The following is a 14565-nucleotide window of genomic DNA, read 5'->3' as shown; positions in this document are numbered from 1 at the left end:
CCGCCCGGAGGGCCTCCGTGAGCCGTCGCGTATCCGTGCGCCGTCGCGCGTTCGGGTCCGTCGTGGCCGTGCTCATGGCCGCCTGCGCATTCGTACTGATCCCCTCCGGGACGGCCTCGGCGCATCCGCTGGGGAACTTCACCGTCAACCGGTACGACGGTCTCGTCGTCGCTCCCGGAAAGCTGCGGATCCTGCACGTGGAGGACCTCGCGGAGATCCCGGCGACCCAGGCACAGCCCGACATCGACAAGGCGGGCATGGGCAGTTGGGCCCGGGAGCGGTGCGAGACGGCGGCCGGGAAGAGCCGGGTGACCGTGGGCGGCAAACCCGTCGCCCTGAGCGTGGGCGAGAGCCGGGCCCGGGTACGGCCCGGACAGGCCGGCCTCAAGACCCTTCGTGTGGAGTGCCGTTGGACGGCCGCACTGCCGGACGGGAAGCTGTCGCTGCGCTTCCGCGCCTCCGTGGACGACGGGCCCGGCTGGCGCGAGGTCACGGCGCGCGGCGACCGGACGACCCTCACCTCCTCGGACGTACCCGAGAAGTCCTTGTCGGGTGAACTGACCAAGTATCCCAAGGAGTTGCTGTCGTCCCCGGCGGACACGGCGACCGCCTCGCTGCGGGTGCGGCCCGGCGGTCCCGCGCTCGTCGAGGAGAAGGCCGACGCGCCCGCCTCGTCCGTGCTGCCGCGCGGCGCCGACCGCTTCACACGCGCACTGGACGACCTGGTGTCCCGCCACGATCTGACGCTGGGCTTCGCCGCGCTCGCCCTGGGCATCGCCGTGCTCCTCGGCGCGCTGCACGCCCTCGCCCCGGGGCACGGCAAGACCATCATGGCCGCCACGGCCGCCGCCCGCGGTGACGCCACGATGCGTGACGTGCTGCCGCTCGCCGCCTCCGTGACCGTCACCCACACACTCGGTGTGGTCGCCCTGGGCATCCTCGTCACCGCCGGTTCGGCGGCCGCGCCCTCGGTGATCGCCTGGCTGGGCGTGATGAGCGGCGTCATCGTCACGGTGGCCGGCGCGACCCTCGTACGACGGGCCTGGCAGCAGCGCGGACACGGGCACGGCCACTCCCACTCGCACGGCCACGGGCATTCGCACAGTCACGGCCACGGCCATGCGCACAGCCACGGTCCGGCGCACACGCACGACCACGGGGACGGCGACGAGCACGGCCACGGGGACGGCCACACACACGATCACGGGGATGCCCACGAGCAGGAACACGGGCACGGGCATGCGCACCCCCATCCCCACTCGCACGGCCCGGCTCTCAAGCTCAAGGACACGCTTCTCCTCGGTTTCGCGGGAGGTCTCGTCCCCAGCCCCTCCGCCGTGGTCGTGCTCGTCGGCGCGGCGGCACTCGGCAAGGCGTGGTTCGGGTTGCTGCTCGTGCTGGCGTACGGGGCGGGCCTCGCGCTCACCCTCACGGCGGCCGGGTTCGCCGTGGTCAAGGTCGGCAGCAGGGTCGCGAAGGCGATCGAGAACGGCGCCCGCTGGTCGGGCGGGAAGACCGCGGCGCTGGTCCGCCGGGCGACGCCGCTCGGATCCGCGTTCGTAGTAGTGGCCCTTGGGGCCGGTTTGGTGTTCAAGGGGGCGGCAACCGCACTCGGTTGAGCTACTTTTGTTCAGAATCGTGCGGATGCGAATGGGGGACGCCCGTGTCCGAAGAGCCGGGCAGTGAACGCGTGATCGCGGGCCGCTACCGACTGCTCTCGCCGCTGGGTGAGGGCGGGATGGGGACGGTGTGGCGGGCCCGCGACGAGGTGCTGCACCGCGAGGTCGCGGTCAAGGAGGTACGGGCCCCGGGCGGGCTGCCGGGCCCCGACGTCGAGCGGATGTACGCGCGTCTGGAGCGGGAGGCGTGGGCGGCGGCCCGGGTCTCGAACCGCAATGTGGTGACGGTCTACGACGTGGCGATGGAGGACGGCCGCCCGTGGATCGTGATGGAGCTGATCCGCGGGATCGCGCTGTCCGACGCGCTGGACGCCGAGGGCCCGCAGTCCCCGCAGCGGGCCGCCCACATCGGCGCGGAAGTGCTCGCCGCGCTGCGGGCCGCGCACGAGGCGGGGGTCCTGCACCGGGACGTGAAGCCGGGCAACGTCCTGCTGTCGAACGACGGCCGTGTCGTGCTCACCGACTTCGGTATCGCCACGGTCGAGGGCAGTTCGGCGCTCACCATGACCGGCGAGGTGATCGGCTCGCCCGAGTTCCTCGCCCCGGAGCGGGCCCTCGGCCGTACGCCGGGGCCGGAGTCCGACCTGTGGTCGCTCGGCGTGCTCCTGTACGCGGCCGTCGAGGGCAACTCGCCGTTCCGGCAGAACACCCCGCTCAGCACCTTGCGCGCGGTCGTCGACGAGGAGTTGCCGCCCCCGCTCCGGGCGGGCCCGCTCGCCCCGGTCATCGAGGGGCTGTTGCGCAAGGACCCGGCGGAGCGCATGTCGGCCGAGGACGCGGAGCGGGATCTCCGGCTCGTCTCGGCCGGCGGCACTCCCCGTACGGGCACCGCGCCCTACTCGCCGACGGTCGCGGCGTTCTCCCAGCCGGACGCGACGCAGCCGGCCCCGGTGCCGGCGTACTCGCCCGCCGCCCCCGGCCCGCGGCAGACTCCGACCGCCACGACGACGACCGCGCAGCCGGCTCATCCGCGGCGCGCCCTGATCGTCATGATCGCGGGCCTCGCCGCTCTCGCCCTGGCCATCGCGGGCCTGAGTTACGCGCTGATCAACCGGGACGACGGAGGCGACGGAGGGAGCGGGGCGGGCAGTTCGAACGGCGGGACGACCGGCGGCGGCTCGACGGGCGGTGACGACAGCGGCGGAACCGACGGGGGCGGCACCGACGGCGGCTCGACCACGGGGGGCCAGTCGGCGCCCGCGCCCACGCAGTCCGTGACGGTGACGGTCTCGGGCTCGCACACCGACTACACCGGCGTCTGCCCGCCGCCCCGGGAGGGGGCTCCGACCTTCACGGCGACGTTCACCGTGGGCGTCGTACCGGTCGATGTGGAGTACCGCTGGGTGACGGAGACCGGCGAGGTGTCGGACCCGAGCTGGAAGACCCTTTCGTTCCCGCAGGGCGGCGGGAAGACCAAGCAGAACACGGTCGTCCTGACGACGTACGACGCGTCCGGGAAGTACGAGAACAAGGTCGGTGTGGAGGTCCGCGCCCCGCAGGAGACGAAGTCGAACCAGGTGCCCTTCTCGGTCGGCTGCGAGACGGAGGCCCCGACGGGCGGGACCTCCGACTCCGGCTCCCCTCAGGCACTGGCCCCGAACGGAGCGGTCAGGCCTCGGAGCTGATCAGGCCGAGGCGGTGAGGACGGGCAGGTAGCCGCCCGACTGGCCGGCGGCGGTCGGGTGGTAGGACTCGCCGATGTTCAGCCAGTTGACGCTGTGCAGCCAGGCGTTGCCCGAGCAGATCTCGTGGTTGGTGAAGGTGGGGCGTACGTCGCCGAACGTGAAGCCGTGATCGGCGGCACGCTTGGCGATGGCGCTGTCCAGGTAGTCGGCGGCGCCGTTGATGGCGGCCCGTTCCCTCTCGGAGAGACCGGCCAGGCAGCTGCCGCTCAGCTTGTAGAAGCGGGGGTAGCCCAGGACGACGACGTGGGCCGACGGGGCCTTGGCGCTGATCGCCGAGTAGACCGAGTCGAGCTTGCCGGGGAGTGTCGAGTCGACGTAGGCCTTCGCCGTGTTGACGCGGGCCACGCAGGCGCTGTCGGACTGCAGGACACAGGTCGTCATGACGTCGGCGAAACCGGCGTCGTTTCCGCCGACGGAGATCGAGACGAGGCCGGTGCCGGAGCCGAGCGGGCCCAGCTGGTTGGCCAGAACATCACCCGTACGAGCGCCCGAGCAGGCGGTGAAACTGAACGACGAGGGTGAATGGGCGGCGGCCCAGAGGTAGGGGTAGGCCTTCGTGCTGCGCTTGCAGTCACCGCTTGAGCCGATGTAACTGCCCGCGCCCACACCTGAGGAGTAGGAGTCGCCGAGGGCCACATAGCCCGTGGCGGCGGCTTGTTGGGACGCCTGGGCCGTCGCTGCCCCGGTGAGGGCGAAGGCGGCGGCGAGGAGGAGCGAGGTCACGTATGCCGTAAGTCGGGAACGTCTCATGGAACCTCCCTTTAGCAGGATCTCTGCCATAACTTTGGTACCAGCTACGCGTGTTGACAGGAAGTGTCCATGCCAAGACTTTCCTGGACAGGACGGGATCTCTTCCTCCTGTTCACGGCACGTTCGATTGCGTGCTCATGACAGACATGTGACATACCCTCAACTCTCTTGAGCTACGCCCGTAGATCGATCACGCTGCTGTTTCAACCGGTAGCGGAACGCGACGCTCCCGGCTGTGCGCGCCATCCCGTGCGCACCCCCCACAGACGCACGCCCCATCCCAGGCGTGCGCCGCCTATGAGGAGGAATCCCTCGTAATGGCACAGCTGCGTAGCAAGAAGATCCGGATCGCCGCGGCGACCTCCGTCGTGACCGCCGCCCTGCTCGGCGCCGTCACCGCGCTCCCCGCCCAGGCCGCGCCGGCCGAGGGCCGGGTCCTGGCGGCGGGCTCCCCCACCGCCGTCAAGGACAGCTACATCGTCACGCTCAAGAAGGGCGTGGACTTCAAGGCCTCGTCGGCCGAGGGCAAGAGCCTCATCAAGGAGTACGGCGGCACCGTCGCGAAGACGTTCGGCGCCGCGCTGAACGGTTACTCGGCGAACCTCTCCGCGACGGAGGCCCGCAGACTCGCCGCCGACCCGTCGGTGGCCACGGTCGAGCAGAACCAGACCGTGCGCGCGAGCGACACCACCCAGTCCAACGCCCCCTGGGGCCTGGACCGCTCCGACCAGGCGTCGCTGCCGCTCTCCGGCACGTACACCTACCCGGACACCGCGGGCGGCGGGGTGACGGCGTACGTCATCGACACCGGCGTGCGCATCACGCACTCGCAGATCAGCGGGCGGGCCAGCTACGGCTACGACGCCGTGGACGGCGACACCGTCGCCTCCGACGGCAACGGTCACGGCACGCACGTCGCCACGACCATCGCGGGCTCGACCTACGGCATCGCCAAGAAGGCGAAGATCGTGGCGGTCCGCGTGCTCGACAACGCCGGGTCCGGCACCACCGCGGGCGTCATCGCCGGCATCAACTGGGTGACCGCGAACCACAGCGGCCCCTCGGTCGCCAACCTGTCGCTCGGCGGCGGCGCCTCCTCCACGCTGGACGCCGCGGTGTCCAACTCCATCGCGAGCGGGGTGACCTACGCGGTCGCGGCGGGCAACAGCAGCGCCAACGCCTCGTCGTACTCGCCGGCCCGGGTCGCCGCGGCGATCACCGTCGGCGCCACCACCAGCACGGACGCCAAGGCCAGCTACTCGAACTACGGCTCGGTGCTGGACATCTTCGCCCCGGGTTCGTCGATCACGGCGGGCTGGTACACCAGCGACACCGCGACGAACACGATCTCGGGTACGTCGATGGCCACGCCGCATGTCGCCGGTGCGGCGGCCGTCTATCTGGCGGGCCACACCTCGGCCACGCCTGCGCAGGTCGCCACGGCGCTGGTGAACGGCGCCACCACCGGCAAGGTCACCTCGCCCGGCACCGGCTCCCCGAACCGCCTCCTGAAGATAGTCCCGTAACCCCACCCACCCCTGACAGCCCTCCGCCCCCGCCCCGGGGCGGGGGGCTGCCGCCTTTCCACCCCCGCGGGCCGGCGGGGGCTGGTCGCGCCGCTCCCCGCGCCCCTGGGAGGGGCGAGGCTGCAGGCAGCTCTTAAGGGGCGCGGGGAACGGCGCAGTCTTTTGCCTTCAGGGGCGCGGGGAACGGCGCAATCCTTTGCCTTCAGGGGCGCGGGGAACGGCGCAATCTTTTGTCTTCGGGGGCGCGGGGAACGGCGCAGGCTCTTGGGGGCGCGGAGACCTGCGCGGCGGCCCCGCGGCCGACCAGCCACCCGCCCCACCACCCCCGCCGACAGCCGCCACAGGGCTTGACTGCCCCCCGACAGCTGCGCGACATTGAAGCCCGGCATCCGGCGCTTCAGGGGGCAAAGTCGCCAATGCAGACCATAGGTATCAAGTCATCATCATCAGATCCGCCAGACCCACCCACAGCGGACGGCGCCGAGCGGTCACGGCAGTCTCCGGGGAAAGACCTGCTGCCACTGCTCGCAGGGGCCGCCACAACGATCGCCGGCGTCGGCGCCGTACTGGCGCTCGTCAACGTGGACTCCCCCCTGCGCGCCCCGTTCACGCTCTTCTTCCTGCTGGCCGCGCCCGCCGCCGCCGTAGCGACCGCCCTGCGGAACCTGGAACCGTTCGGCCGCGTCCTTGCGTCCATATCGGCAGCGGTAGCTGTCAATCTCCTGGTCGCCCAGGGCATGCTCGCGGTGCACCGTTGGTCGGTCCCTGGCGGAATCGCGGCCGTGGCCGCACTCAGTTCGCTCACTCTCCTGCTGGTCCTGGTACGGCGGCTGCGCGGCCGTACGGTGAGAAGACGGGCTTCCTGACGTGGACATCAGCGTGTATCGCCCCGGTGAACTGACCTCCGCCGACCGGTCGGCGTGGACGGCCTTCCAGGCGAAGGCCCACCTGCACGACACACCCGAACTGGCGAACCCGTTCCTGTCACCCGAGTTCACCCTCGCCGTGGGCCGCTGCCGCCGCGGCGTACGGATCGCGGTCGTCAGGGAGGACGGCGAGCCCGCCGCGTTCTTCCCCTTCCACACGACCGCCGCCGGCGTCGGCCGGGCCGTCGGCCTGGGGATCTCGGACTGCCAGGGCCTGGTCCACCGGCCCGGCTTCACCTGGGACGCCCGCGAAATGCTGCGGGCCTGCGGGCTCTCCGTGTGGGAGTTCGACCACCTGGCGGGAGGCCAGGCGCCGTTCGAGGCGGGAGCCTCCGGCAGCTTCCCCTCGCCGGTCATCGACATCGACCGCGGCTACGAGGCCTATCTGACCCAACTGCGCGCGCGGTCACCGAAGTTCACCCGGACCACGCTCGCCAAGGAGCGCAAGCTGGGCCGCGACCACGCGGACGTGCGGTACGTGCACGACGAGCGCGACCCCGAGGTGCTGCGCACGCTGATGCGGTGGAAGTCGGCGCAGTACCGCAGGACCGGCCGCAGCGACCGCTTCGCGCACAGCTGGATCGCCGAACTGGCCCATCAGCTCTTCCACAGCCGTTCCGATTCGTTCGCCGGACTCCTGTCGGTGCTCTACGCGGGCGGGCAGCCGATCGCCGCCCACTTCGGACTGCGCTCCGAGCGGGTACTGGCGTGCTGGTTCCCCGCGTACGACCCGGCGTTCTCGAAATACTCCCCCGGCCTGATCCTGCATTTGCGCATGGCGGAGGCGGCTGCCGCCGACGGCATCGCCTATCTGGATCTCGGCCGGGGCCAGAAGGAATACAAGGACTCCCTGAAGACACGGGAACTCACCGTGTCCGAAGGGTGGGTTGCGCGCCGCCATCCCGTGGCGTTCGGGCACCGGGCGCGACGCGCCCCCGTCCGGGCTCTGCGTAATGCGGTGCTGGGGAGGCCGGAGTTGTTCGAGCCGGCCGACAAGATGCTCAAACGGATGGGGAAAATCCGTTCGAGCGGTCAAGTAACGGCCAAACCAACAAAAACGTGAGGCCATGTTCCAGGTCTTGCCATAGCGTCTCAATCATCAATACCGTCGTACATCTCACCCGCATCGGTCCATCAGCGCACATGCGATCTAGGGGAGGGCTCAAGATCGCGACGAGGGCCCGGTGCGGGGCGCGGTAGGGGGGTGCCGTGCTCGGTGACCGCAGTTGTGCCGAGCCGTGCCGCGAGACCGACCCAGACAGTCGGCCAGTTATGCCAGCTCACCCGGCGTGGACGGAGATCTATTTCGGCATGCCGTAAGTGAGAAACCCCCCTTTCGAACCGGACAAAGAACCGGACCGCCCGTGGGGCGGGCGGTCCACCGGACGAGAGGGACCAGACTCAATGACTTCTTTTCTGCGCCCGGCAGTTTCGGGACAAGATCAGATTCAAGGCCAGATCCAAGGTCACATTCAAGATCAGACAACAGCCGGTAAGTACCGGCCCATATCGACTCACCTGGCCATAACGCCTCCGGTGAGCATCGTGATTCCTGCCATGAACGAGGCGGAGAATCTCCCGTTCGTCTTCAAGACGCTTCCGCAGTGGATTCACGAAGTGGTTCTCGTCGACGGCAATTCCACCGACGACACCGTGGCGGTGGCCCGCGAGCTGTGGCCCGACGTCAAGGTCGTCAAGCAGCTCGGCAAAGGCAAGGGCGACGCCCTGATCACCGGTTTCGAGGCGTGCACCGGCGACATCATCGTCATGGTCGACGCGGACGGCTCGGCCGACGGTCACGAGATCGTCAGTTACGTCTCCGCGCTGGTCTCCGGGGCGGACTTCGCGAAGGGTTCGCGGTTCGCCAACGGCGGCGGCACGGACGACATGACGCCGATCAGAAAGCTCGGCAACTGGGCACTGTGCACGGTCGTCAACCGCAAGTTCGGCGCCCGCTACACCGATCTCTGCTACGGATACAACGCCTTCTGGCGGCACTGCCTGGACAAGATCGACCTCGACTGCACGGGCTTCGAGGTGGAGACCCTGATGAACATCCGGGTGGTCAAGGCCGGGCTCAAGGTCCAGGAGATACCGAGCCACGAGTACGTCCGCATCCACGGCGCGAGCAACCTGCGGGCCGTACGTGACGGGCTGCGGGTGCTCAAGGTGATCCTCAAGGAGCGTTCCAACCGGCGCTCCCTGCGCCGCCGTCCGCACTCCGTGGTGCTCGGCTCCGGTCCGGGAGAGGTGTCTTGAGCACTCCGGACTTCTCAGTGGTCGTCTGCGTCTACACCGAGGACCGCTGGGAGGACATTCTCGCGGCGGTCGCCTCGGTGCGGACGCAGTCCCGGCCCGCCCGGGAGACCCTGCTGGTCGTGGACCACAACCAGGCGCTCCTGGACCGGCTGTCGAAGGAGTACAAGGAGACGGAGGAGGTGCGGGTGCTCGCCAACGCGGGCCCCCGCGGCCTGTCCGCGGGCCGCAACACCGGCATCGCGGCCTCCCGCGGCGACGTCATCGCCTTCCTCGACGACGACGCGGTGGCCGAGCGCGACTGGCTCCGCCACTTCGCCGAGGGGTACGCGGACCCGCTCGTGATGGCGGTCGGCGGCCGGACGATGCCGATCTGGGCGTCGGGGCGCCGGCCCGCCTGGTTCCCGGCGGAGTTCGACTGGGTCGTGGGCTGCACGTACAAGGGGCTGCCGCCCGGCCGGGTCCGGGTGCGCAACGTACTCGGCGGCAACGCCTCGTTCCGCCGCACGGCCTTCGACGCGGCGGGCGGTTTCGCGACCGGTATCGGGCGCGACGGCGACAAGCGTCCGCTGGGCTGCGAGGAGACGGAGCTGTGCATCCGGCTCACCCGCGCCCGGCCCGACGCCGTCCTGCTGATCGACGACCGCGCGGTGATCCACCACCGGGTGCCCGAGGCACGCGAGCACTTCGCGTACTTCCGCACCCGGACGTACGCCGAAGGTCTGTCGAAGGCCCTGGTCGCCCGGAGTGTCGGCGCGGACAAGGGACTTGAGTCGGAGCGCCGCTACGCCACGCGGGTGCTGCCCGCCGGAGTCGCGCGCGGACTGCGCGACGCGCTGCTCGCGCGCCCCGGCGGCGCGGGCCGGGCCGCCGCCATCGTCGCCGGAGTGGCGACGGCGGCGGGCGGGTACGTACTCGGGAGCCTCCGGGCGCGCAGGGACGGGGCTGCGTTCTCGGTGGCCCCGGTCGTCCGGATCGAGGAGGCCGACCGATGAGCGGATCACGCGAGCCACGCGTGCCGATCCTCATGTACCACGCGGTGTCCAAGATGCCGAACGACGCCACCCGCGCCCTGTCCGTGACACCCGAGGCGTTCCACGAACAGATGGCGGTGTTGAGCGGCTCGGGCTTCACGCCGGTCGACACGGCTGATCTGGCGCGGAGTTGGCGCACCTCGGGCCCGCTTCCCGACCGACCCGTACTGATCACCTTCGACGACGGCTACGCGGGCGTGCACCGGCACGCCCTGCCCGTGCTCTCCCGGCACGGCTTCGCGGCCACGCTGTTCGTGTCGACCGGCTGGCTGCGCGGGGAGTACGACACCGGGGGCGGCCTCGACGAGATGCTCGACTGGGACCAGGTGCGCGAACTCGCGGCCACGGGCGTGGAGATCGGCGGCCACAGCCACACCCATCCGCAGCTGGACCAACTGAGCGACGACGCACTGCGGTTCGAAGTGCGGCGCTGCCGGGAGATCGTCTCCGACGAACTGGGCGTGCGCCCGGATTCGTTCGCGTACCCGTACGGCTACTCCAGCCGGCGGGTGCGCCGGGCCGTGCGCGAGGCGGGCTTCGCCCAGTCGCTCGCCGTGGGCAACGCTCTCGCGCGCCGCCGTCAGGGACCGTACGCGCTGCGGCGGGTCACCGTGCGCCGCAGCACCGGGATCGAGGAGTTCGAGCGGCTCGTCGAGGGCCGCGCGATCGCTCGTACCTTCGCCAGGGACCGTGCCCTCACCAAGGGGTACGCCATGGTCCGCAGAGCACGACAGGTTCGCCGGAAGGCCATCCGTTCCCGTGTCTGACACGACCACGGCCGAAGCCGACACCCCCGCGCCCGATCCACCCGAACAGTCCGGGCGGCGCCTGCGCCTGCCCCGGCTGGGCAGGTCCTCCGGAGGCAGCCCGCTGTTCCGGAACGCCTATGCCCTGATGCTCAACACGGGCATCTCCGCCGTTCTGGGGCTCGGATTCTGGCTGGCCGCCGCCCGGTACTACTCCGAGTCGGCGGTCGGGCAGGGCTCCGCCGCGATCGCCGCGATGAAACTCCTCGCGGGCCTCACCGCGGTGACGCTGACGGGTGCGCTCGCCCGGTTCATCCCGGTGGCCGGGCGTGGCACTGGCCGGCTCATCTTCCGTACCTACGCGGGCAGTTCGGTTGTCGTGGCGCTGGCCGCGGGCGTCTTCCTGCTCACGCTGGGGTTCTGGGGATCGTCGTACCGGTTCCTGCACGACCCGCTCATCGGGCTCTGTTTCGTCCTCTCCGTCGTCGCCTGGTCGGTGCTGACGCTCCAGGACGGCGTGCTGACCGGGCTGCGGAGCGCGCTGTGGGTGCCCGTCGGCAACACCGTGTTCTCGGCGGTGAAGCTGGCGCTGCTCGTGGCGTTCGCCTCGGCGATCCCGACCATGGGCGTCTTCGTGTCGTGGGTCGCGGCCATCGCGGTGTCCGTGCTGCCGCTGGGCTGGCTGGTGTTCCGGCGCCTGGTGCCACGGCATGTGAAGGCGACGCCGGACGACGCGGAAGCGCCCACCGTGAAGGAGATCGGGCGGTTCCTCGCGGGCGACTACACCGGCTCGCTGTTCTCGCTCGCCGTGGTGTACCTCGTCCCGGTGATCGTCGCCTCGCAGGTCACCTCGGCCGACAACGCCTACTTCTACATCACCACCACGATCGGCGGCACGGTCAACCTGCTCGCCATCAACATGGGCGCCTCGCTGACCGTCGAGGGTTCGCACGACCCGGCGCGGCTCGCCGCGAACACCCGGGCGGCGCTGCGCCGGATGGCACGGATCATGCTGCCGGTGGCCGGGGTGCTGTTCTTCGGGGCGCCCTGGATCCTCGGTGTGTTCGGCCAGGGTTACGCGGACGCGGCGACGCCGCTGCTGCGCTGGTTCGCGGTCGGCGCGGTGCTGCGGGTCGTCATGGAGACGTACTTCGCGGTGCTGCGCGCCCAGAGCCGCACCGCCGGACTCGCCTGGCTGCAGGGCCTGTTGTGCGTGCTGGTGCTCGGCCTCACGGTGATCCTGCTGCCCCGGATGGGACTGACCGGCGCGGGCGTCGCGGAGATCTCCAGCCTCGCGGTGATCGTGGCGCTCGCCGCTCCCAGGCTGTACCGGATCGTCAGGACCGCGACACCCGAGGACGCTCCCCGGGACACGGCACCCGACGGAGACCTGGCGGACCTCGGCTCCCGCGAGGCGCCCGCGGCGAAGGAGAGCGAGCCGCGGAAGGGGCGTGGCCCGGCCTGGGCGCAACGCCTCGACACGGACACCCTCGCGCTCGGTGTCCAGCTCGACTTCGACCACCTGGAGCGACGGCCGGACGTACGGCCCGGTCCGGGCACACCGCCCACCGGGACGCCCGCGGTCGACCGGCCGAGCCGCCCCTCGAAGCCCCGGCCGGACCACCGGCCGACCTGGGCGCTGAAGGCGCCCCAGCAACTGCCCTCTTCACGCGTGGAGTTGGGCCTGCCCGTCGAGAAGCGGGAACCGGGTTCGGAGACCTCCCTCAGCCCGTCCGAGATCGAGGTGGACGCGCCGTTCGAGTCACCGATCGGCAGGGCCGCCGGGGAGCCGGAGGGCATACGCGAAGGGGGCGCGTCCGGCACGAGCGGCGCGTCCGGGGCCGTACGGGAGGCGGACGAGCCCGAGGCGCCGGTGCCGCTGACCGGGTGGGAGCGGCTGCGGCCGACCCGCCTCGGAGTGCTGCTCGGCTGCCTGCTGACGGCCGCGCTCGTCCTGTACTGGGTGCCGGCGTCCGGGCTCGGGGAGCGCGATCTCGACCGGATGGGCGGGCTCGGCCTGATCTCCGTCCTGCCGACACCGACCCTGGTCGGGGCCGGACTGCTGGTCCTGGTGTTCGCCTCGCTGCTCTGGCTCGGCCGCGAGCACAAGGGCCTGCTCATGGTGACCCTGCTGGCCACCGTGGTGTCGCTGCACGCGCTGCCCGCCGTGATCGAGACCGAGCCGCGGTTCGCGACGGCCTGGCAGCACCTCGGGTTCATCGACTACATCGACCGGACCGGCTCGGCCGTGCCCGACCTCGACGCGCGCTGGAGCTGGCCGGGCTTCTTCGCGGCGGCCGCGTTTATCTCGAAGGCCTGCGGGGTCGAGGACCTCACCGAGGTCATCCGCTGGTGGCCGACGGCGATGCAACTCCTTTATCTGGCGCCGCTGTTCCTGCTCGTCCGCCATATGCGGGCGAGCTGGCGCGCCCAGTGGACCGGCATCTGGATCTTCGTGCTCAGCGGCTGGGTGGGCCAGGACTACTTCTCCCCCCAGGGCTTCACGTATCTCCTCTATCTCGTCTTCGTGGCGATCCTCCTGGTGTGGTTCCGGGCGCCGCGCGTGCTGTGGACGAGGATGCGGCCCGGCGAGCTGGAGGTCGAGCCGACCGACCGGCGCCAACGGGCCGTGCTGCTCATGGTGTTGGTAGGTCTGTTCATGGCGACCGTGCCGGCCCACCAGCTGACGCCGTTCGTGATGCTGGGCGTTCTCGCGGTCCTCGTCATGGTCGGCCGTTCCGAACTCCGGGGCCTGCCCATCCTGTTCGCCGTCGTGGTCAGCGTGTGGATCGGCTTCCTCGCCGAGCCGTACTGGTCGGGTCACTTCAGTGAACTGTTCGGCGGCGTGGGCGGAGTCGGCGACAACGTCTCCTCCTCGGTCTCCGGCCGTATCGGCGAAGGCAGTTCGTCCCACAAGCTGGTCCTCTACGCGCGCGTGGCACTGGCCGGCGGTGTGCTGGCGCTGGCGTGCTGGGGCTGGTGGCGACGGCGTGACCACAAGTACCGCGAACGGTCGCTGCTCGTTCTGACCTTCGTCCCGTTCCTCGGCTTCGGCATGCAGTCGTACGGCGGCGAGATGGCGCTGCGCGTCTTCATGTTCGCCCTGCCGGGCGCGGCCCTGCTCGCCGGACTCGCGCTCTTCCCGCGCACCGGTGTCACCGCGAAGGAGCGGGACAAGGACCGGGTGAGCCTCGCACCGCTCGCCGCCCTGATGGCGGGCCTCGTCCTGATGGGCGGCTTCCTGGTGGCCCGCTGGGGCAACGAGCCGTTCGAGCGGATCAGGCCGGGCGAGGTCGCCGCCATGGAGTACGTGTACGCCCACGACAAACCGACGACACGGGTGCTGTGGCTGAGCAACGACACGGTGAACAACGTGACGCCCGCGATGCCGTGGGGCACGCGGGACATGGAGAAGGTGAACTACGTACCGACGCTCGCGCCCGCCGACCCCGTGCTGGTGTCGAGCCTGGTCAAGTCGTTGAGGGACGTGGGCCCGAACTCGTACCTCATGATCAACCGCAGCCAGGTGACCTACCTGCAACTGGACATCGGCTACTCCAGGACGTGGGAGTACCGGCTCATCCGCAACCTCGACGCCCGGCAGGAGCTCCGCAAGGTCTTCGTCAACGAGGACGTGACCCTGTACGCCCTGCGCCAGCAGCCGAGCGGCAAGGTCCCCAAGCCCGATCCCGGGCCGATCGGGCCGCAGGTGACCTGGACTCCGTGGTCTGTGGTCGGAGCGCTCGCGGCGGTCGCCCTGATCGTTCTGCTCACGACCCGCGAGGTGGTCCGGGTGGCCACCCGCCCCGGTGTCCGCCAACTCCAGTGGCTGCAGGGCAGCTTCTGGTTCTCCCTACCCCTGCTGGCAGTCCTCCTGGCCTCCCTGATCCAAAGATTCCTGACAATGGCCTGAGGCCGAGCTGACTGCGCCGTTCCCCGCGCCCCGTTCTTGGGGGCGCGGGG

10 protein-coding genes are annotated in these 14565 nt (G+C 70.7%); 9 read left to right on the top strand and 1 reads right to left on the bottom strand.

What is annotated here, in order from left to right:
• Positions 1-74 precede the first annotated feature (74 nt).
• Together OHS59_RS34785 and OHS59_RS34780 are read left to right on the top strand one after the other, a co-directional pair.
• Positions 75-1619, top strand: coding sequence for a HoxN/HupN/NixA family nickel/cobalt transporter (locus tag OHS59_RS34785; protein WP_328499470.1), 1545 nt, complete (start codon positions 75-77; stop codon positions 1617-1619).
• A gap of 44 nt (positions 1620-1663) precedes the next feature.
• Entirely contained in the window at positions 1664-3304 is a 1641-nt protein-coding gene (locus OHS59_RS34780; RefSeq protein ID WP_328497314.1) for a serine/threonine-protein kinase, read from the top strand.
• Here OHS59_RS34780 and OHS59_RS34775 read toward each other — a convergent pair whose 3' ends face one another.
• Complete coding sequence (locus OHS59_RS34775) at positions 3305-4114, bottom strand: SGNH/GDSL hydrolase family protein (RefSeq protein WP_328497313.1); 810 nt, start codon at positions 4112-4114, stop codon at positions 3305-3307.
• Between the two features lie 317 nt (positions 4115-4431).
• Between OHS59_RS34775 and OHS59_RS34770 the strand changes: the two genes are divergently transcribed.
• The 7 genes from OHS59_RS34770 to OHS59_RS34740 all read left to right on the top strand — a co-directional run bounded on the left by OHS59_RS34770 (position 4432) and on the right by OHS59_RS34740 (position 14515).
• On the top strand, positions 4432-5640 hold the full coding sequence (locus tag OHS59_RS34770; protein ID WP_328497312.1) for a S8 family peptidase: 1209 nt from the start codon (positions 4432-4434) through the stop codon (positions 5638-5640).
• Positions 5641-6221: 581 nt separating this feature from the next.
• Positions 6222-6506 carry a hypothetical protein gene (locus OHS59_RS34765; protein ID WP_328497311.1) on the top strand — a complete coding sequence of 95 codons (285 nt, stop codon included), beginning with the start codon at positions 6222-6224 and terminating at the stop codon, positions 6504-6506.
• Between the two features lies 1 nt (position 6507).
• Entirely contained in the window at positions 6508-7629 is a 1122-nt protein-coding gene (locus OHS59_RS34760; RefSeq protein ID WP_328497310.1) for a GNAT family N-acetyltransferase, read from the top strand.
• 341 nt (positions 7630-7970) lie between these two features.
• On the top strand, positions 7971-8825 hold the full coding sequence (locus tag OHS59_RS34755) for a glycosyltransferase family 2 protein (protein WP_328497309.1): 855 nt from the start codon (positions 7971-7973) through the stop codon (positions 8823-8825).
• On the top strand, positions 8822-9817 hold the full coding sequence (locus tag OHS59_RS34750) for a glycosyltransferase family 2 protein (RefSeq protein ID WP_328497308.1): 996 nt from the start codon (positions 8822-8824) through the stop codon (positions 9815-9817). The genes OHS59_RS34755 and OHS59_RS34750 overlap by 4 nt, the downstream gene beginning before the upstream one ends.
• Positions 9814-10623: a polysaccharide deacetylase family protein gene (locus OHS59_RS34745; RefSeq protein ID WP_328497307.1), complete on the top strand. Its 810-nt coding sequence runs from the start codon at positions 9814-9816 to the stop codon at positions 10621-10623. The genes OHS59_RS34750 and OHS59_RS34745 overlap by 4 nt, the downstream gene beginning before the upstream one ends.
• Complete coding sequence (locus OHS59_RS34740; protein WP_328497306.1) at positions 10616-14515, top strand: lipopolysaccharide biosynthesis protein; 3900 nt, start codon at positions 10616-10618, stop codon at positions 14513-14515. The genes OHS59_RS34745 and OHS59_RS34740 overlap by 8 nt, the downstream gene beginning before the upstream one ends.
• The last annotated feature ends 50 nt before the right edge of the window (positions 14516-14565 follow it).

Source organism: Streptomyces sp. NBC_00414, from assembly GCF_036038375.1.
Lineage (GTDB): Bacteria > Actinomycetota > Actinomycetes > Streptomycetales > Streptomycetaceae > Streptomyces.
This window is presented reverse-complemented; position numbering and strand designations above follow the sequence as displayed.